The 19,692-nt window shown below is 55.7% G+C and carries 18 protein-coding genes; 11 read left to right on the top strand and 7 right to left on the bottom strand.

The window, feature by feature from the left end; translation table 11 throughout:
* Positions 1 to 3: 3 nt before the first annotated feature.
* The 3 genes from GOV80_RS19720 to GOV80_RS19730 are packed head-to-tail and all read right to left on the bottom strand — an operon-like array spanning position 4 to position 3,110.
* Positions 4 to 906 (bottom strand): ABC transporter permease, encoded by a 903-nt coding sequence (locus tag GOV80_RS19720; protein ID WP_170417832.1) that lies wholly within the window; start codon positions 904 to 906, stop codon positions 4 to 6.
* Positions 903 to 1,991, bottom strand: a complete 1,089-nt coding sequence (locus GOV80_RS19725; protein WP_170417835.1) for an ABC transporter ATP-binding protein — start codon at positions 1,989 to 1,991, stop codon at positions 903 to 905. The genes GOV80_RS19720 and GOV80_RS19725 overlap by 4 nt, the downstream gene beginning before the upstream one ends.
* Positions 1,992 to 2,051: 60 nt before the next feature.
* Positions 2,052 to 3,110, bottom strand: a complete 1,059-nt coding sequence (locus GOV80_RS19730; RefSeq protein WP_170417838.1) for an ABC transporter substrate-binding protein — start codon at positions 3,108 to 3,110, stop codon at positions 2,052 to 2,054.
* A 520-nt stretch (positions 3,111 to 3,630) separates the two neighbouring features.
* Here GOV80_RS19730 and GOV80_RS19735 point away from each other — a divergent pair.
* On the top strand, positions 3,631 to 4,263 hold the full coding sequence (locus tag GOV80_RS19735; protein WP_093037018.1) for a tyrosine-type recombinase/integrase: 633 nt from the start codon (positions 3,631 to 3,633) through the stop codon (positions 4,261 to 4,263).
* 122 nt (positions 4,264 to 4,385) lie between these two features.
* On the opposite strand, the gene GOV80_RS19740 is transcribed toward GOV80_RS19735, so the two are convergent.
* Positions 4,386 to 6,047: a caspase family protein gene (locus GOV80_RS19740; protein ID WP_170417841.1), complete on the bottom strand. Its 1,662-nt coding sequence runs from the start codon at positions 6,045 to 6,047 to the stop codon at positions 4,386 to 4,388.
* Positions 6,048 to 6,433: 386 nt separating this feature from the next.
* On the opposite strand from GOV80_RS19740, the gene GOV80_RS19745 reads away from it, so the two are divergent.
* Entirely contained in the window at positions 6,434 to 7,030 is a 597-nt protein-coding gene (locus GOV80_RS19745; RefSeq protein ID WP_170702629.1) for a DUF6088 family protein, read from the top strand.
* Positions 7,021 to 8,040: a nucleotidyl transferase AbiEii/AbiGii toxin family protein gene (locus tag GOV80_RS19750; protein ID WP_170702628.1), complete on the top strand. Its 1,020-nt coding sequence runs from the start codon at positions 7,021 to 7,023 to the stop codon at positions 8,038 to 8,040. The genes GOV80_RS19745 and GOV80_RS19750 overlap by 10 nt, the downstream gene beginning before the upstream one ends.
* A gap of 55 nt (positions 8,041 to 8,095) precedes the next feature.
* Here GOV80_RS19750 and GOV80_RS19755 read toward each other — a convergent pair whose 3' ends face one another.
* Positions 8,096 to 8,794, bottom strand: coding sequence for a DnaA N-terminal domain-containing protein (locus GOV80_RS19755; RefSeq protein ID WP_170702627.1), 699 nt, complete (start codon positions 8,792 to 8,794; stop codon positions 8,096 to 8,098).
* 373 nt (positions 8,795 to 9,167) lie between these two features.
* Here GOV80_RS19755 and GOV80_RS19760 point away from each other — a divergent pair, with 373 nt between their 5' ends.
* Together GOV80_RS19760 and GOV80_RS19765 are read left to right on the top strand one after the other, a co-directional pair.
* The gene (locus GOV80_RS19760; protein ID WP_170702626.1) at positions 9,168 to 10,478 is read left to right on the top strand and encodes an AAA family ATPase; all 1,311 of its coding nucleotides are present in this window, start codon (positions 9,168 to 9,170) and stop codon (positions 10,476 to 10,478) included.
* Complete coding sequence (locus tag GOV80_RS19765) at positions 10,475 to 11,527, top strand: ParB N-terminal domain-containing protein (protein ID WP_170702625.1); 1,053 nt, start codon at positions 10,475 to 10,477, stop codon at positions 11,525 to 11,527. Before GOV80_RS19760 ends, GOV80_RS19765 begins: the two co-directional genes overlap by 4 nt.
* An 84-nt stretch (positions 11,528 to 11,611) precedes the next feature.
* On the opposite strand, the gene GOV80_RS19770 is transcribed toward GOV80_RS19765, so the two are convergent.
* Positions 11,612 to 12,667, bottom strand: a complete 1,056-nt coding sequence (locus GOV80_RS19770) for a tyrosine-type recombinase/integrase (RefSeq protein ID WP_170702624.1) — start codon at positions 12,665 to 12,667, stop codon at positions 11,612 to 11,614.
* A gap of 230 nt (positions 12,668 to 12,897) precedes the next feature.
* Here GOV80_RS19770 and GOV80_RS19775 point away from each other — a divergent pair, with 230 nt between their 5' ends.
* A complete protein-coding gene (locus GOV80_RS19775; RefSeq protein ID WP_050605729.1) occupies positions 12,898 to 13,563 on the top strand; it encodes a hypothetical protein in 666 nt (221 codons plus the stop codon).
* Positions 13,564 to 13,567: 4 nt separating this feature from the next.
* Here GOV80_RS19775 and GOV80_RS19780 read toward each other — a convergent pair whose 3' ends face one another.
* Complete coding sequence (locus GOV80_RS19780; protein WP_170775027.1) at positions 13,568 to 14,587, bottom strand: transporter; 1,020 nt, start codon at positions 14,585 to 14,587, stop codon at positions 13,568 to 13,570.
* A gap of 326 nt (positions 14,588 to 14,913) precedes the next feature.
* Here GOV80_RS19780 and GOV80_RS19785 point away from each other — a divergent pair, with 326 nt between their 5' ends.
* The 5 genes from GOV80_RS19785 (at position 14,914) to GOV80_RS19805 (ending at position 19,685) form a co-directional block, all read left to right on the top strand.
* Complete coding sequence (locus GOV80_RS19785) at positions 14,914 to 16,908, top strand: heme lyase CcmF/NrfE family subunit (RefSeq protein WP_170417870.1); 1,995 nt, start codon at positions 14,914 to 14,916, stop codon at positions 16,906 to 16,908.
* Positions 16,909 to 16,912: 4 nt separating this feature from the next.
* A complete protein-coding gene (locus GOV80_RS19790; protein WP_170417873.1) occupies positions 16,913 to 17,482 on the top strand; it encodes a DsbE family thiol:disulfide interchange protein in 570 nt (189 codons plus the stop codon).
* A complete protein-coding gene (locus tag GOV80_RS19795; RefSeq protein WP_170417876.1) occupies positions 17,479 to 17,967 on the top strand; it encodes a cytochrome c-type biogenesis protein in 489 nt (162 codons plus the stop codon). The genes GOV80_RS19790 and GOV80_RS19795 overlap by 4 nt, the downstream gene beginning before the upstream one ends.
* Complete coding sequence (gene ccmI / locus GOV80_RS19800) at positions 17,964 to 19,112, top strand: c-type cytochrome biogenesis protein CcmI (protein WP_170417878.1); 1,149 nt, start codon at positions 17,964 to 17,966, stop codon at positions 19,110 to 19,112. Before GOV80_RS19795 ends, ccmI begins: the two co-directional genes overlap by 4 nt.
* 114 nt (positions 19,113 to 19,226) lie before the next feature.
* The gene (locus GOV80_RS19805; protein ID WP_170417881.1) at positions 19,227 to 19,685 is read left to right on the top strand and encodes an ATPase; all 459 of its coding nucleotides are present in this window, start codon (positions 19,227 to 19,229) and stop codon (positions 19,683 to 19,685) included.
* Positions 19,686 to 19,692 lie beyond the last annotated feature (7 nt).

Here is a 19,692-nt window from a genome sequence, read left to right on the forward strand (position 1 = left end):
TCCTCAGCGCATAAACAGTTTGTCGAGCCCGAAGACACGGTTCATCAGCCAGATCATCGCCAGCGCCAGCAACAGCAGGACCACGCCCAGGGCTGATGCGGCCCCCCAGTTCGAATAGACTGTGATGGTGCTTTCGATACGCTGCGCCAGCATCTGAACCCGGCCACCGCCCAGCAAAGCCGGTGTGACAAAGAACCCAAGCGACAGGATGAAAACCAGCACGATGCCGGCAAAAAGGCCCGGCAGGGACATTGGGAAAAATACCCGCCAAAAGGCCCCGCGCGGGCTGGAACCAAGGCCCACGGCGGCTCGGACCAGGTCGCCGTCAATATTGCGCATAGTGGCGTAGAGCGGCAGAACCAAAAAAGGCAGCATGATATGCACCATGCCAATGATGGAGCCGGTCAGATTGTGCGCCAGTTGCAGCGGTTCTTCGATAATGCCAAGTGACATCAGCGACGAATTGATGATCCCATTGCGCTGCAAAAGCACCAGCCACGCATAGGTCCGCACCAGAACCGAGGTCCAGAAGGGGACCAGCACAAACACCATCAGAATGGCCGCTGTTTTGTTCGGCATCTTTGTCAGCCAGTAGCACAGCGGGTAGCCGAGAAGGACGCAAATCACCGTCACGGCAATGCTGATCTGAAACGTGACGACAAAGGTTCGCCGATAGAGAGCACTACTAAAGATGCGCGTGTAATTTTCCGTGCTCAGTTCGCCTGCCGCATTGAAAAACGACAGCGAAGACAGCCAGAAAATCGGCAGGAAGACGACGATCAAGATCGTCAAAACCGCAGGCATCGAAAGCCCAAGAAACGTCAGTTTTTCGCGGCGTTCTTCGGATTTGAGCGTGCTGGCATTCTGAAGAGTCCCAGCACCTTCATACGTCTCGGCGATACTCATGCCACATGTTCCGGTACGATGATCGTATCTTCGGGATGCAGGGCAAGGCCGATTTGCTCTCCCTTCGACGGCAACCCGGTTTGGCCCGCGCGATTGGCAGGCACACGCACATTGATCTGACCAGCGCTGTCGTGCTGAACGATCACTAGAACGCTGTCGCCCTGATAAATGATGTCATGCACTTGGCCGGACAGGTCATTGGCGGCGTCTGGCACCGCGCCTGCTGTGACTTCCAGCAACTCGGGCCGGATGATCAGACGATGGCCTCCGCTGCCCAGCGCAATAGGCGTATTGGATTTCAGAACGCGCTCGCCAAGCTGCGCCGTGTCATTCGCTACACTAACCGGCAGGGAAATGGATTCCCCGATAAAATCCGCCACAAAGAAACTATGCGGCTGGCGATAGAGCCGCTCAGGCGTCGCGATCTGTTCGATCCGCCCATGATTGACCACTGCAATCCGGTCCGACATCGTCAGGGCTTCGCGCTGGTCATGGGTCACGTAAACGACAGTTGCATCCAGCTTTTCATGCAGCGCCTTCAATTCGATTTGCATATGTTCGCGCAACTTCTTGTCGAGCGCTGACAACGGCTCATCCATCAGAATGATCTGCGGCTCAAAAACCATGGCGCGGGCAAGGGCCACGCGCTGTCTTTGTCCCCCGGATAATTGCGTGATGCGCCGGTCGCCATAACCGCCCAGCTGCACGGTCTCCAGCGCGCGCTCGGCGCGGGCCTTCTGATCGCTTTTGGACACCCCGCGAATTTTCAACGGATAAGCCACGTTTTCTGCGACCGTCATGAACGGAAACAACGCATAGCTTTGGAACACCATGCCAAGGCCGCGCTTGTGGGGCGGCGTTGCAATCATTTCCTGTTCGCCAAACCGGATCGACCCGCCATCAGGACGCACAAATCCGGCCAGCGCCATCAAAAGCGTCGTCTTGCCGGAGCCTGATGGCCCCAGCAATGTCAGGAACTCGCCCGCGGCGATGTTCAAAGACACGTCATTCAGCGCTTTGACCGATCCGTAGGCCTTGCACAGGTTGGATATATCGATGGGAAGGGAGTGGGCTGCAGGTGACATGGGGGCTCCTAACCTGACAAAAATGGGCGCAGCACAAGATGTGCCGCGCCCAGATATTTTTTACTGTTGGATCAGCGTGTCAAACTCTTCGGTCAACTCGCCCAGCTGGCCGATGTAAAAGTTCGGATCGACCAGAAGCTGCTTGCCATAGTTGTCGGGATGTGTGTTGACCTTCACTGCCATCTCATCCGAGATTATCCCGGTGCCGAAGGCACCCGAATTCACCGGACCCAACGGCATGGTCACCGCCAGCCTCGCCTGTGCTTCGGCGCTCAGCAATTCGTTGATAAGGCGCATCGCGTTGTCTTTATTCGGAGCCCCCTTGGGAACCAACAAGCAGTCCACGTCCATCGTGCCGCCATCAAAGGCATAGGCCACATCAATGCCCGACGCGATCACGCTTTCTACGCGGTTATGGCCCATATGGATCACGTCCACTTCGCCGTCACGCAGCAACTGCGCCGATTGCGACCCGCCGCGATACCAAACGGTAACTTCGGGGGCAATCTCACCCAGCTTGTCCCATGCGCGCGCCTTGCCCTCATTCGTGGCCAACGTGTCATAGATCTCGGCCATCGGCACACCATCCGCCATGAGCGCGGCTTCGAGGTTATAGTTCACCTTGCCGTGCATACCGCGCTTGCCGGGGAAGTTTTCCAGATCCCAGAACTCTGCCCAATTGGACGGGCCATTGTCGCCAAATGCATCCTTGCGATAGGCAATCACCTTGGTGAAGTTGATGAAGCCGATGTAATTGTCATGGATCAGCTCTTTCGGAATGCCTGTGGTGTCAACAATCGAATAGTCGATCGGCTCAAGGCTGCCTTCCCGGCTCAGGGTTTCACACGAAGGCAAATCCTGTTCTGTAACGTCCCATGCAACGGCACCCGCCGTGATCTGCGCGCGCACGTCCTGAATGCCGTTTGTCGTATCTTCCTTGACAGTGATATTCAGCGCACCAGCGGCAGGTTCCAGCATGGCTGAGCGCAAGGCATCCTGAAACGAGCCTCCCCAGGACGCAAACACGACCTCTCCCTCGGCAAAGGCAGGCGAAGCAATGGCCAGGCCACCTGCCACTAGCGCCGTGGTGAGCTTCAGTTTTTGGTTATCTTTCATCATGTCAGGCTCCTCCCGAACTGTTGGTTGGTTTGTGGCTTCGCGACATGCGCGGCTCCACATAATCATTCGCAATCGTTTCATCTAGCAAAACGTCATTTCAGTTTTACTAGAGCTGATGTTGGAATTGGTCAAGGATTCTTTTGCCCCGTAGGATTCACACTCCCGTTTCCTGAGCATCAGAGCCTGGAAAATCTCGCAATTCGCGCATTGGTGCAGCATTCATCTGGGTTCGATCTTGCACATATGGCGTCTGAAGCGATCTTCGTCTGACCCGAAGTTAACTGCCACCGATTGAAGCATTTGGTGGAACGTGCGGACCGCAAACTCTCACTCGCTTTGCGTTGATCCGCGAATTTGAGTGGCAGCTTCTTGACAGTATGCGCCAATTGATCCTGACGACAGAATTGGTCAATTTGGGCTCAGCCCCGACCTCGGATGCGACGCAGCATCCCGTGATATGGAGGCATCGTCAACGTCAGGTTGTCGTTGTGGGAGGGCATGGCGGATCGGAGGATCAGTCATGGAAACACCAAACTTACCGGCCATTCGTGCGCTTCGCCCGGCTTGGAACAAAGGGCGCATCGTTGGGCAAAAACGGCCACTGAAACCAAAACACGTCTGGGCAATCCGTGTTCGACTTGAACTCGCCGAGAACCATCGGGACCTGGCGCTGTTCAATATGGCAATCGACAGCAAACTGCGTGGCTGCGATCTCGTGAAGATGAAAGTCGTCGACGTGATGGCGTCCGGCCAGATCAAGGAACGAGCTTCGGTGTTGCAAAGCAAAACGCAGAAGCCGGTTCGTTTTGAAATCTCCGAAGGCACACGCGCCTCGGTTGAAAAGTGGATGGAAGATGAGCTCATGGTCGGCTCGGAGTACCTATGGCCGGGTCGTTTCCATGAACGCTTGCACATCTCGACACGCCAGTACGCCCGGATCGTCCGGGATTGGGTCACGTCGATCGGTCTGGAGGCCAGTGCATACGGAACGCATTCGATGCGGAGGACAAAAGTCACACAGATCTACAAGAAGACCGGCAACCTGCGGGCGGTCCAGCTGCTACTTGGGCACACCAAGATGGACAGCACCGTCCGGTATCTCGGTGTTGAGCTGGAAGATGCGCTTGCGATCGCAGAGGCCATTGAAATCTAACAACTTGGGCCGTCTTCGCGGACGGCCCAAACAAGACCTTGGCGAAATCTGCGGCGAACAGCGACGAGGAGCCCAGAGCGACGGTCTTCTTGCGGAGCAGGCAAGGACATCGCTTTAAAGTTTCAACTGACACGGCGTATTAGAAAATTCAGAAAAAACTGCCCGTCAATCCTGCGCGGCTCGTAGACAAGCCTTCTTCCTGGCGAAAGTCCTTCGGGCAGTTTGACGCTTATATTGACCTTATAGGGTGTCGCCTGCCCGAAATGCGAACTCAATGTGAAGCGCAATTTCAACTGACCGGAGTCATCGAATTTGCCAGTGAAGTCCCTAAACCAAGGCCCTTCGGCCGCAAAGCCTTGGGCAGATAGCAAGGTCAGCTTGTCTCCATTGCGATTGATGCGCAAGGCTGCAAGTGGCTCGATTTTTCCGGGGAAATAGGCCTTGTCGGGCCGACTGGTTGTTTGCCAATAATCATCGTCCCATCTGCGTCTGATTAAGACAATGTAGTCACCATCAAAAGTCGCGAAAGACGGCGCGACCAACTGATTACAGACTCTTCCTTGCTCTCCTCGAAGTGCGGCAAGAGTTTCACTGGTCTCGAGGCTCTCAGGCGTCAGTCCAAGATTCTCTCTAGCGCTGATATACCGAGAGAAAGCAGATCTCGTGCGTGGGCCCGCAACACCGTCCGCTGTGCCAGCGCTGCAGCCAACGCGATTTAGCTCAGTTTGTATATCACGGATCAGGCTGCGCGTCTCTGTATCATCCTTCGCGCTTTGAGGCGATGTCGGCACAAGAGCTGCTACTTTGTCTCGCGCAGTACTACTGTTGCCCGGCACTTCGTCCTTCTGGTGCTCAGCAAGCAAGTCGTCCCGCAACGAAAGGGCGAGCGCGACTGCAAAATGATCCCTTTCGCCTTCGTATCGCTCCAGAAACATCTCGATCGCATCAAGCCTTCCGAGCGAACGCGCAAGTTCAAAGTCCGCATAAATCTGGTCTTCGACACGCTCAATTTCTTCCTCTGGCGTCGAGCCTGCAGCCGCATCTGGAACAAGAAAAATGTCTCTGGCGGGAAGCGAGCCATAAGTAAATGGCTCCTGATAGCCTTCTGTCAGAGTGTAAACCCTGTCGCGGACTCGCCGAAACAACTTGCCAATCTCAAGTCCGGGTTCCTCGATGTGGTTGAGCAGAGCCTGAGCATAGGGGCTGTTGCGGCCATCGCCGTCAAGCGCCAGCGTTCCGCTCCTTGCAGCATATCCAACCAACACACCTCCCGGATCGATACGTGCAAGTCCGCGTCCAATTGAGCGGGTGCTGTTTGTGCGCTCCATAGTCGCGAGGAATGGATTGTTGCGGCAGGCGTCAACCAACACGATCTTCAAGCCGGGTGCGCCCGCGATGGAGCTAATCAATGTGTTGAGGCGGATTGCCTCGAGTTCGATGTCACGGTCGCTCCGCAGTTCCGCACTGACAGGGATCAGGAAGTTCGTGTTGTCCAACTCGATGCCGTGGCCGGCGAAGTATACGATGACCGACTCGGCGTTTTTTGCCTTTTCTCCAAAGTCACGTATGGCAAGGCGCATGTCGCGGTAATCCAGATCAAGACCTGTTGTGACCTCAAACCCGATCCTGCGCAATGCCTCTGCAATGTCGATCGCATCATTCGACGGGTTTTTGAGATTGCTGACATGTTGGTAGTTCGCATTGCCAATTACCAAGGCAACTTTGTCCGCCAGCACCATCGCAGGCAGAAAACAAAACACAACTGAGAACAGGATACGCTTCATGTGAAATATCGCCGTTAACGCGTCTACCATATGAACGTTTCCACACTTTCGGAATTCAATCAATATGACCGGCGTGGACAAGCTCTAGCTCGGCTTAGGCCGCATAGCGGAGTTCGGGATTGACACGACGAAGGTTCGTTTCCCGCCCATTGCGCCAGTTTCGGCATGGACCATTCATATGAAGTACGAACTCGGAGCCGCCTTGCGGCGGGACAGAAAGATGCTCGCTTGGGAAGCTATCTAAACGTCAGCTTCCGCATTTCCTGCGAGCATGCGTAGCGACTGCAGCGAACTTCCACTTCCCGCTCAACTTACAAAATCACCCAGATACTCTGCTAACTTGTAAGTCAGAAAAAAGTATTATATTTTCTGACAAGGAGAAAACTATGATCACTTCATCGATTAGACAACGCATCATCGGAAAAGGCCGGGGCGCAATCTTTGCGCCAACCGACTTTCTGGATATTGGCTCCCGCGCAAGTGTGGATCAGGCATTGTCGCGTTTGGCAGATCAAGGGATGATCCGACGGTTAACGCGTGGGCTTTATGACTATCCGAGAAAGAGCGCCCGATTAGGGCTGTTGTCTCCGTCAGCCGATGACATTGCCAAAGCGATTGCACGCAAAGACAATCAGGTTCTACAGCCCTCCCCTGCCATGGCAGCCAACCAGTTGGGGCTGTCGACCCAAGTGCCGTCCAAGCCGACTTACATGACCGACGGCCCGACCCGCACCAAGACAGTTGGTCGACAAGTCATCCAGTTCCGGAATGCATCATCCAAAACGCTAGTTGGTGCAGGCCAGAAAACCGGCGCCGTATTTCAGGCGTTACGCTATGTTGGCAAAAACCGGGTGGATAGCCGTGTTGTCGACACGCTGGCCCGCAATCTGGATGTTAAGGACCGCGCATTGCTCGCAAGACAAAGTAGATATGTTCCGGCCTGGATGCACCCGGTAGTGCAGCAAATCGTGGCATGGGTCTGATCTTGGACCAGTTTGCCAACGATACTCCAAAGAACCGTGAAGAAGCGTTTCAGGAAACGGCCGCAAAGCTTGGCATTTCCAAGGCAATCGTTGAGAAGGATTTCTGGGTCTGCTGGTCGCTGAAACATCTATTCGCCCTGCCCTCTTTTGGCACTCACATGATCTTCAAGGGTGGGACATCGCTATCCAAGGTCTATGACATCATCCATCGGTTCTCAGAAGACGTGGATCTGTCTCTCGACCGGGCACAGCTCGGTTTCGACGGCACACGTGACCCCGAGCACCCTGCCCTTTCAGGCAAAAAACAAAAGCAACTGCTGCAGGAGCTTCAGGATACGGCCACCAAAGTAGTCTCAGGACCGCTTCTGAAAGAAACCAAGATCAAGTTTGGCGCCGTGCTTGATCAGCACTTTTCCCTCTCGGTCGATCCTAATGATGCACAAACCTTGCTTTTCGCCTATCCATCCGAGACAAGTGCGGCCAGCGGCTACATCCAGCCGGTAGTGCGGTTCGAATTTGGCGCCCGTGGGGTTCACCTTCCAGCCGAGTCCCGCAGGATATCACCTTATGTGCATCAGGCATTTCCAGACCTGTTGGAGGCGAGCGACGTCGATGTGAAGGTCTTGGGTGTTGAACGCACATTCTGGGAGAAAGCCACGATCCTGCATATGCTCTATCATCAGGACATCACCAAACCTCTGGCTGACCGTATGTCGCGCCATTATTACGACATGGCTCAGTTGATCAAACACGAGACCCATTCTCGCGCTATCGAACAGATCGATTTGCTGGATCAGGTTGCACACCATAAGTCCGTCTTCTTCAAAGCGGCTTGGGCTAACTACGAGAATGCCAGGCCCGGATCACTAAGATTGCTACCGAACCCTGAGCTGAAAGCAGCGCTGCGCCGGGACTATGTGGGGATGCAAGAAATGATCATCGGGGATCCCCCCTTGTTCGACAACATTCTGAAAACCATCGGGATGTTCGAGGCCAAACTCAACGGTTGAAATCAGCAATTTCGGTTGTCTCACGGCACAGCGTGCGACTTACAAATCTGGATTGTTAGCCGAGCAAACACACTTTCTGAATTCGCCCGAACTCGAGCTGGACCGCTCCAAGTAAAGGTTTCAAATGGTGAGATTGAATGTACTGTGCGATGAACTTGCTGGGTGCGCGCAAGGTGATTGTCTGATCTTGTATTTCAACAAATTTGAGATCGCAGTACCAACTTTTAAACAATAGTGCTTCAGACTCTGATAGGCGCCGAAGCGCCCTGCCCCACGGATCCTGAAGGTCTTGTCCCTCATGTTCAACAGCTTCTGGTTTTTCTTGGCCAAATTGTACATGAACAACCTTTTCGGTCGGTTTTGGAGTTTGTGTCTCCATGCGCGATACAAAATCAGAACCAACATTTCGCCAAACCGGTTCGCTCAGACGGTAAATTTCCGTGTAGTTGAGTCGGTACGCTGCGACGCGGCCTCTAACCCCAGGCCTAAGCTGGAGAAGTATACTTGAATCCGTCAATCGCTTAATTTCTCTCTTGACGGTTCGTTCGTCCACAGACCAGAGGCGGGCCATTTCTTTTTGTCCGACCGTCAGCTCATCAGTGCGCCAGTTGTATCGGGCCGTTATCAACGCAATGAGCCGCATCATCGAACATTGAAAACCGGGTGTGCCATTCAATCCCGCAACAGAGATTGCAGTCAAAAGATCGTACTTCTGAGAACCGGCCTGAAATCCTGTAAATCGTTTTATTTCCATTTTGATACTGCCACTGTGCCTCGAGCGGATCGGTTTCGCTGACCGATTCCATCAATTGGGTTCAGTGTGATGAAATCCCGTAGTTTGTCAACGGGCTTTGAAAAACAGGATGACCGCCTCTTTCTTCAAAATCAAAAGAAAATTCGGTTAATAGGTTATAGGTGACACTATGCTGTCACCATATTGGGGGTCGAGTGTCACCATATATCTGGTAATTGGTCGCTGCCTGTCACCAAAACATAGCTTCGCTTTCGAAATACCTCCCGTTTTTACCGAGTCGGAGGCGAAAAAGCGGAAATTCCATTCTTTACGTTTTGCAGTTTTCCAAAATCGCGTTATTAGAAGACATCCGTGATATAACAAGAGCAGCACCATGCGTGACCACACCGACCTTCAAGCTATGAACGAACGAAGCCTGGCCCAACAGGCTGCCGTCCGCCGCGCTACTTTCTCGCCCGCTGACGAGAAAGTGCTTCGACCATTCTCGATCTGGGAAATTAGCCAGTTCATGTTTGATGTCCCGGCGGACACCTTGAGAAAGAAGTTGGCCGAAGATCCGTCTCTTCCGCAAGGGGCGACTGAAGATGATGGGCGGCAAAGATGGTTTTCTCTGGCTGAGATAAATGAGTTGAGACGGCGCCTGAGATTTAGAGGTAAAAGCCTTCTGCCTCAAAGGCCGGCAGGCCGGGCTATGAGAGTAGCGGTTTCGAACTTTAAGGGTGGTGTCGGCAAAACTGTCGTTGCCCAGCACTTGGCGAATGCGGCCGCGCTTGATGGTTACCGTGTTCTGGTGGTGGATTTCGACCCCCAGGCGACACTCACGCATTCGATGGGTCTGGCTGAAGTTAGAGAGTGGAATACTGTCTGGGGCATTATGTGCCGCGATCTCTGCCGTGAGGCGAACCGGATCGCGGACGAATATGATGATCCCGCAGATTGCCCCTACCCTACTGCCGACGAATTGCCTGAAGATGTTCAGTCGATTGGCGCGCAACGTGTACAAGACTTCATTCAAAGAACTTCTTGGTCGACGATCGACATCATCCCGAGCTGTGCGAACGCGGCCTTCGTTGAATTTGCGTCCGCTCAGTACAGGTCCATTCATAAGGCATGGAGTTTTTTTGGATGCGTAGCAAGATATCTCGATGAGTTGCCTGACGACCAATATGATTTGATTGTTTTCGATTGCCCGCCGGCAATTGGATACCAGTCTTTGAATGCGGCCTTTGCTGCTGACATCCTCTATATTCCGTCTGGTCCTGGTTATTGGGAGTATGACAGCACAACGAGTTATCTTGGTCAGCTTGGCGATGCCTTGGAAGACATAACCAGCGGGTTCGAACGTATTGCACAGGATGCTGGTATCACGCTTCCTAAAAGGTTCGATGACATACGTGTTCTCATGACTCGCTTCGAGGCTAGCAACTCTTTGCACGTCGCGATGATGGATGCTTTCAAAAATGTCTTCGGCGCCGATGTCTGTCAAAATCCCATCGAAATGACACGTGCGGTCGAGCAATCTGGTAGGTTCCAGATGTCTGTTTACGAGCAGGACTACAGACAGATGACTCGGGACACATGGAAACGGGCGCGTCAGTCATTTGATAATGCATACAGCGAATTTAGGGATGTCGTCCTAAGGGCTTGGGAGGCACGTACTAAAATTGAGGAGCGGGTAGAATGAGCGGGAATAAATTTGGCTTCACTCCAATTGATGAAGATGACCTCAAGAAAACACGCCGCCGCGAAGTGGGGCCGATGGGGGCTGCGGTTCGCGAGACAGCAAACAGCCTAAATGAAAGCACTGAGAACCGTGTCGAACAGCGACGGCAAAATGCCTCCGATGCTAAGGAGTATCGTAAAGCTCGTGATGAGGGGCGAGTCTTGGTTGCGGTTGGCATCAATGAAATTCATACGACAGATCTGCCACGAGATCGCTTGGATCTTTCGGCTGTCGCAAGTTCCGACGAGATGGATGAACTCAAGGCTTCAATTCAGGAACGCGGCCAGAAGGAGCCCATAGAGCTTTATAAGGATTCAGATGGACGCTTCCAACTCAAAAAAGGTTGGAGACGAGTAACTGCTCTTAAGCAGCTTTATGAAGAGACCGGTGATGAACGCTTTTCCAGTGTTACGGCGCGAGTTGCCAAATCCCAGAGTGATCGCATCGACCTCTATATTGACATGGTTGAAGAGAACGTTGTTCGGGAAGACTTGACGTTTGCTGAGATGGCGCAAGTGGCAATTCTTGCTTCTAAAGATTCAGAGTTGGGGGCAGGGGATGCAGAAGCTTTGGTCGGAAGGCTGTACTCATCCCTGCACAAGATGAAACGCTCCTATATTCGTAGCTTTGTTTACCTGCTCAGTGAACTTGAGGGTGCGTTGCCGTTTCCAAAGAGTGTTTCCAGAAACCTTGGCGTTGAGGTTGCGCGGAAACTTCGAGCGTCATCGGCTTCAGCTGCTGCATTAAGAGATGTGTTAGTGCGCGCATCCACAGCCGGTGAGCAAAACGAAATACTTGATGCTTTCGTGGCAAGTTCTGATGCTGAACCAGCTAGCGGCAAGCGGCGTGAGAAGGTTGAGAGCGTGAAGTATGAGTTCCACGTGGGCGCTTCAAAAATCACTGCGCGCAAGGGAGAGTGCAGGATATTGTCTGGTCAGGACTTTAGTTCGATTGACCGGTCAAAGCTCCAGAGAGCGGTTGAGGCTTTCGAAGCTGTTTTGAACGAGTAGTAACCCGCGGGTTACCCATGCTCAGATTTCTTAATTTTAATGGCGGTAACCCACGGGTTACCGCTTTCTTCGTTTAGCACCAGCTTACCCCAACAGGTCTGCGGCCGGGTTTTCGGCGATATCGACGTCATCGTAGTATTTCTGCGCCTGTGCCATGGAGCGGTGTAGGGACAGGCGCATGGCGGCCTGGATCGGGGCACCGTCCAGTGCGGCCTGGGTCAGAAAACCCGAGCGCAGCCCGTGGGGCGAGGCGAAGCCTTCGGGCAGCCTCGCCAGTTTCAACCGGTGCCGAACAATCTGGTAGATCGCATCCGGGCTGAGGCGGCGCTTGAGCACCCGGTCAGCCTTGGAGATGGGTCGGAAGAGCGGCCCATCCCTGATCTGGCCCACCTCGATCCAATGCACCAGCGCCTGTGCCGCGCGGGTCTTGAGCACCAGCCGCGGGGTTTCCCTCTTTTGGGTGGTCTTGGTTTCCAGCAGCGAGATCCACACCAGACCCTTGGCCTCGAACTCTTTCAAGGACACATCTTCCCGCATCAATCCGGTGATCTCGGACCTTCGCCGCCCGCCCGAAGCCCAACCCAGCATCAGGATCGCCCGGTCGCGGCAATCGCGCCGCGACCCCCGGCAGGTGGTCAGCAACTGCTCGAGAACATCGCGGGTAATCGGGTGCTGCGATTTTGGGGCAGGGGGCCGGGCTGTAGCCCGGCGCGCCTTGGCACGGGCCTGCTTCACCTGCGGCGCACCGAAAGGACTGGTCAGGTTCTTCATTCGATGAAAGGCAAGCCAGGAGGCGATGCGCCGGTCCAGCGTCGAAGGGGCAGGACAGGCGAGGGACTTCCGCAGCCCCTGAGTAATCAGCGCTTCTGCGGTTTCGCGCGCCACATCCGTTTCTGGTGCGTCATTCAGATCGCGAGCGTGATCGAGAATGAAGGTGAGAGCGGTGGCCTCAGATTCCGGCCAGTCCAGCGTCGCTGCGAACCGCGCGGACTTCCAGGCGGTGATATAGAGCAGGTCGCGCTCATAAGCGCGCAGCGTATTGGCTGGCGTGCCGCGCACATAAAGATCGGTGAGCGCCTCCTGATCTTCTGCGGAGAGGGCTGGGGAGGGGCTGGGGAGGTAAGGCGCAAGGGGCTTCATGAGGCACATTCTGCGCGCATTTTCCGGCGAAATCAATCAGTCATGATAAGGGATACTTATCGAGTGTAACTTGAAACTGATAGCGCAACAAAAGTAACGAGCAAAAGTAACAGATTTTGCGCGTAAAGTAGGTAGAGGGCTTGCGGAATAATAAAATCGGAGGTTCTGTCGCAGGTCTGTAAACCAATTGGCATCGACATTGCGCTGGAACCGTTGGCAAACTAAATGAAATGAACAGATATTTTGCCACTGAATTGCCTTTCTGGAAGTTTGCCAGAAACACGCTGATCGTCAGTTGCCTTGCGTTGTTTCCGCTGTTGGCCATCTTCGTTTTGCGCACGCCGGGCTTTGCGACGCACCTCCTGAACAGTGGTCCCGCGTTTGTTCGGTTTTTGCGTCAGGTGGTGACGAATGGGTTGCCGGTCGTTTTCCTTTTAAATTATCTCAGCTTTTTTCTTTTCGCCGTTGGGGTAAGGGCGCGGGGCAGGGGGGCCATCCCGGCCCGGTATCTGCTAATTGACCTGCTGCTACGGGCCGTCCTGTTCATCGCGCTGCACGCGCTGATCTACGCGCTTTCGGCAGACTGGTTCGGGTCTTTCGGCGGTGATCCCGTAGTGGCGTTGCGGGTAGTCGGTCCGACGCTGGTACGCTCCGCCTACTTCGAGAACATCTCAGGCGTTTACCTGTACGCCACGCTGGTCGGAGCGCTGCCGCTATACCTATCCGTCGTTCAGAGCCAGATCGCCCACGGTACTGGATTTGCAGCCCAACTGGCACGTCGCGTACCTGGGCGCGGCGGACCTGTGACATTGGCCCTGCTACTGATGGCGGTGTCAGTGGTCGTTCTGACCACCGCGGCGGCGCTGATTGTCCGTTTACAGTCGGTTTGGGGCTGAAGGGTCAGAACGCCCTGCGTATCGCGAAGGAGACTGCGTAATCGCGTTCAAGCTGGGGCCCATCCAGATCTTGATACACAGGGATCACGCCCTCGATACCCAGGCGCGTGCCCGCCAAAACGCCCGACCCCGGCACAAGGTAATTCACTCCGATTCCGATACTCAGAAACTGGCCGCCGCGCAGGGTCGGATCAGCGGTGGGCACCATGCCTGGGTTCAGGCGCGCATCCGACCCGTCAATGTTTTCCACGATGTCGCCGACCACCCGCAACGAGGAGCTGAACTGGTCATTCCAGCGCCGTGCACCCCAAACTGTTGCTGAATAGACGTCACCCAAGGTGTAACCGGCATCATTCTCACCCATCCGGATCACGGCGGCCAGCTGGGCGCCCCAAGACCAATCCGCGTTCTGGCCCGTATAGGTGACGCCCGGCAGCAGGTCGTAGGTGCCTGAACCCAGTTGCATGGGGTAGGGCAGCAGCTGGTCCGGCCCAGCTGGCGTGGTGTCGGTCTCGTCTATCGAGCCAGTCGGCAGACTGAGGCCAAGAGATAGTTCCAGCACCTGCCCGTCGGATTTGTAGATATCATATCCGCCGATGATCTTCAGATCGCCAAACCCCTGTGCCCTGGTCTTAAAGGTCTGGCCCATGCGGGTCTGGTGCTTCATCGTCTTGCGGGTATAGGGCAGCATCGCCATCACCGAGATCTCGTCGGTCACACCGTACATCAGGCCGACCATCGCCATGTTCATGCTCATGCTGAGCGGCGCGATCGGATACTGCGACAGAACGTTCGAGGTAGACAGCGACTGCGTTCCGGTACGATTTCCGTCCATCTCCATGTTCATGTAAGAGAACACAGGCATCAAAACACCCTCGGGTGGATGCATACCGCCAACGACACCCGTTGGCGGCACCGCGTCGGGGCGCATCATCCTGGACATGCTTCCCATACCTGACATGTTGCTGGAGGCTTGCGGGTTCATCGCCACGTTGTCAGCCGGACGGGTTTCCGGTTGGGCCATGGCAGTTGACCCAAGGCTCAGCCCCCCAGCCAGTATTACAGCCTGGAGGCGTTGCCAGACGCACGTAATCTTGCTGTTGCTCCGTGTCATGATGCCCTCGTGTTCGTTTGTTTCCTGAGTCCCTGCCCTGAAAACAAAGTGTTCGGTACGTCCATCGGTGAAGTCGAAATGGTGGGGGTCTCCAGCGCTGGAAGGTCAAGGCCGCCGGCCAGATTTGCGCTCGTCAAGCATGCATCAGCCGAAGGGGGTGCGGCAATAATGCGCTTGACCCTCCAGCGCTGGATTGTCGGACAAGGCCGCAAAACCGGAAATCCGGAGGGATTGGAATGATACCGGAAATCGGGCAGTTCGCCCTGGCGCTTGCCCTGGCCGTGTCCTTGGTGCAAAGCGTATTTCCCTTGATTGGAGCAGCACGGAACAATGTCATGTGGATGCGATCGGCATCTGCGACCTCGGTCCTACTGACAGCGCTGGTTGCTATCGCCTTCGCCGCTCTGATGTGGTCCTTCGTGGTCAGCGATTTCACTGTGCTAAATGTGGCCAGCAATTCTCATTCGCTGAAACCGATGCTTTTCAAGGTGGCTGCGACCTGGGGTAGCCACGAAGGGTCGCTGCTGTTGTGGATTCTGATATTGGTGATTTTCGGGCTGGGTGTGTCTCTGTTGGCTCGGAACATCCCACTGAAACTCAAGGCGCGCACTCTGGCAGTGCAGGCCTGGATCAGCGCGGGGTTCCTGTCATTCATGCTGTTCACCTCGAACCCGTTTGACCGGGTGTTTCCGGCACCGCTGGATGGTCAGGATTTAAATCCGCTGTTGCAGGATGTCGGCCTGGCTATGCACCCGCCGTTCCTATACCTGGGTTACGTCGGCTTCTCTATCGTATTTTCTTTCGCCGTGGCTGCCCTGATTGAGGGGCGGGTCGATCCGGCATGGGCGCGGTGGGTCCGACCCTGGACATTGGCGGCCTGGGTGTTTCTGACACTTGGTATCGTTCTGGGCAGCTGGTGGGCCTATTACGAACTGGGTTGGGGCGGCTGGTGGTTCTGGGATCCGGTCGAGAATGTCTCGTTTATGCCCTGGCTTGCTGGCACAGCGCTGTTCCATTCGGCCATTGTGACCGAAAAGCGCGGCAGCTTCAAAAGTTGGACGATCCTACTGGCCGTTTTGACCTTCTCGTTGTCCTTGTTGGGGACATTCATTGTCCGCTCAGGCTTGCTTACATCGGTCCATGCGTTTTCGGTCGATCCCGAACGCGGCATTTACATCTTGGCGCTGTTGGCTGTCGCGATCGGTGGTTCATTGACGCTGTTTGCCATACGCGCACCGGAGATGGAGGGCGGCGGTCTTTTTGCCCCGATCAGCCGCGAGGCCGGTTTGCTTATTAACAACCTGCTGCTGGCCACCGCAACGGCGACGGTTCTATTCGGTACGCTTTATCCGCTTTTGCTTGAGGCTGTGACAGGTGAAAAGATTTCGGTTGGACCACCTTATTACAACGCCAGTTTCGTGCCGATCATGCTGGTTCTAGTCGTTGTAATGGGGATTGGGCCGCTGTTGTCATGGAAGCGGGCGGATTTGCGCGGTGTTCTGTCCCGGCTCAAATGGGTGGCCGGGGTTAGCCTGCTCGTAGCGTTGCTTGTGTGGTATCTGGATACCGGCGGCCCAGCCTTGGCGGTAGTGTCGATCGGCCTTGCGGTTTGGTTGCTGGGCGCTGTGCTGACAGAGTGGGCCAGCCGAATTAAGCTGGGTGAGGCACCGTTGGCCGAGTCCCTGCGTCGGGCCCGCAGCCTACCGCGTTCTCATTACGGCATGGTCGTGGCCCATGCGGGGTTGGCTGTCTGTATGATCGGCTTTATCGGGTCCAGCGCTTGGAAATCCGAGGTCGTGACTTTTGCCGAGCCCGGAACACAGATTGAGATAGCAGGGTTCGACGTGCGTTTTGACGGTGTGGAACAGCTTCGCGGTCCGAACTATCTGTCTCGCGCGGCCACACTGACGGTATTTCGCGATGGCGCTTATGTCACCACGCTTCAACCCGAGCGCAGGGCCTATCTCGTGGCGGGTACCAGTACGACCGAGTCAGCAATTCGAACGACGTTGGCAGGGGACCTTTACGCCTCAATATCGGAACCGGCGGCGGAATCAGAACAGAGCAAATGGACCCTGCGTATCTTGTATGAGCCATTGGTGGTCTGGATCTGGATAGGTTCAGGATTGTTAGCATTTGGTGGTGTCTTGTCACTCTCCGATCGGCGTCTACGCGTCGGTGCACCACGAAAACGGACTGGGCAGAGCTCCGTTGCGGTGGCGGCGGAGTAGGGCAATGAAACGTCTATTTGCACTGTTCCCAATTACGATTGCCGGCATCCTGGGTGCCTTCCTGCTATGGGGACTGAATCCCGATCGCGATCCAAACGAAATCCCGTCTGTTTTGATCTCGCAGCCGGTGCCTGAGTTCGACTTGCCGCCGGTCGAAGGGCTGGATACCCACGGGCTGTCCAGTACCGATCTGGTGGAAAATGACGGGTCAGCTCCGATCGTGGTCAACGTGTTTGCGTCCTGGTGCGTGCCCTGCCGGGCCGAACATGCGGTGCTGACGCGTATGGTACGCGATGAGGGCATTCGCCTGATGGGCATTAACTACAAAGACAAGCCGCAGGACGCGCGGAAATGGCTCGACGATCTGGGCAACCCTTATGAGCGCATCGGTTCCGACCTGGACGGCCGAGCCGGGATCGAATGGGGGATTTCCGGCGTGCCGGAGACCTTTGTGATTGATGGCGCGGGCAAGGTCGTATTCCGTTTTGTCGGCCCGGTGCTGGGCGACGAGGCAATTTCAAAGATGCGCACCGCGCTGGATCAGGCGCGGGCGGCCGGAGGAGAGGCGTCATGATACGTCGCATTGTAATTACCGCGGTCACTCTGGCGATGCTGGTGTCGCAGCCGGCATTCGCGGTTGAGCCCGACGAGATACTTGCAGATCCGGTATTGGAAGAGCGGGCCCGGGCGATTTCGAAACAGGTGCGATGCGTGGTGTGCCAGAACCAAGACATCGACAGTTCTAACGCTGGCGTGGCGCGCGACCTTCGTCTGCTTGTGCGCGAACGGCTGGTGGCAGGCGACACGGACCAGCAGGTTATGGACTTTCTGGTTGCGCGTTATGGCGACTATGTTCTGTTCAACCCGCCATGGAAGCCATCAACTTACATTCTGTGGGTTGCGCCTATCGTCATCCTGGGGCTGGGTGGTATCGCGACTGCAGCGGTATTGACCCAAAATGCGCGCCGATATCGGAAGTCGCGAAAACAAGAGACGGAACGCGGCGCGAGCGAAGAACGGAATCCCGAAAACCATTCACTCACGGAGCCGCACGCATGATCTGGATTATCTTTTCATTCATGGCCGTGGCGGTGTTTCTGACGCTCGCCCTCTCCGGCCTGGGGCGCAAGACCTCGGACTTGTCGAGACGCGAAAGCGCCTCTGCCATCTTTTCCGACCAGATCGGCGAAGTGGAGAAGGACCTGGAACGAGGAATTATCTCAGCCGAAGAGGCCAAGGCCGCCAGAGCCGAGATAGAACGTCGCCTGAAGGCGATTGACCGGCAATCGGACGACAAAGCGATAATGGGCCATTCCGGGCGTGCGCTGATTTTACTTGCCGCGCTGGTAGTTCCAGCGCTCGGAGCCGGTCTTTATTGGCAACTGGGTAGTCCCTACATCCCCAGCCAGCCATTTGCCCAACGCGAGGGGGAGCAGGCCGAAGCCCGTGAAATCGCCGACCTTGCCGTGCGCCTGAAGTCGCGGCTTGAGGCGGATGAAACCGGCGGGCCAACCGAGGGATGGGTGTTGTTGGCTCAGACCTATATGCGTATGGGACGCTTTGGAGATGCCGCAGACGCGTTCGAGGGGTTGCTGGACCGACCCAATGCGAATTCAGCGCTGGTGTCGCAATATGGCGAGGCGTTGGTCTATGCCGATGACGGTGTCGTTACGCCCAAGGCCGATCGGGCGTTTGAACGAGCCTTGGAACTGGACCCATCGAACCCAGCAGCGACATTCTACAAAGCCATTGGTCTGGAGCAGGCTGGATCGCCTGATAAGGCCTATGACCTACTGAAGACGCGGATGGACGCCGAAGAGGAGTTCCGGCCATGGATGGAGAGTTTTGTGGCCCAGCTTAACCGCATCGCCCCGTCGATCGGACGGGCTCCGGTGAATCTGGCGGCTTTTGCCCCTTCCATGCCCGGCCCAACTGCCGATCAGGTGGCGGCGGCCGAGGAGATGTCAGACGAAGACCGGCAGGCCTTCATCCGCTCGATGGTCGAACGGCTTGCGAGCCGGATGCAGGAAAACCCAGGCGATCTGGACGGCTGGATGCGGCTGGGCAACGCCTATTCGGTGCTGGGCGAGACCGACGGCGCCCGGAACGCCTATGGCAGGGCAAGGGATCTGGCGGATGACCTGCCGCAGGGGGATCCGCGCAAGGTGGCAATCGACCGGGCATTGCTGGAACTGGGGGGTTGATTCCCGCAGCCCGGCGTGGATCGGGCCGGCGCCGACTTCGCGCTGATGCCCAGTGAGCCATCTGGAAAATTCCGGTTTAGGCTATCGCATGCCGATCTTTAGGAGGTTGAGACCATGAAAGTTGAAACGTTTTCTGATCTAATTGTCTGGACGCGGGAAATGCATCATTGGCTCGCCGAATGTTTGGCCCACTGTTCGACACAGTCAGAGCAGGAGCTGGCCAGGATGTTGCTTACCTACCTCGCCGATCATGAGGCTGCTCTGGAGAAAATCGTCGATGGTTTCGTGAAACGAGCCGATCCCAAAGCGCTCAACACCTGGGTATATGACTATTTGGGCAATGAGCCGATCGACCCACATCGCGCCTGCGACAGGCCGTTCGCACAGATGAGCGTCGATGAGATCTGCGAAGCGGTCTTCGATCTTCACAATCAGGTGATCGACTTATATCGGTATTTGCACGGGCGTGCCGAGATACCCGAGGCACGCGAACTCTTTCAGGCGATACTGGATATGGAAGAGCACGAGACCATGCGTTTAGCGCAGCAGAGCAACCGCGTCCGGGATATGTGAACTCCGG

The sequence above is a fragment of the Ruegeria lacuscaerulensis genome, assembly GCF_013034685.1.
Lineage (GTDB): Bacteria > Pseudomonadota > Alphaproteobacteria > Rhodobacterales > Rhodobacteraceae > Ruegeria > Ruegeria lacuscaerulensis_B.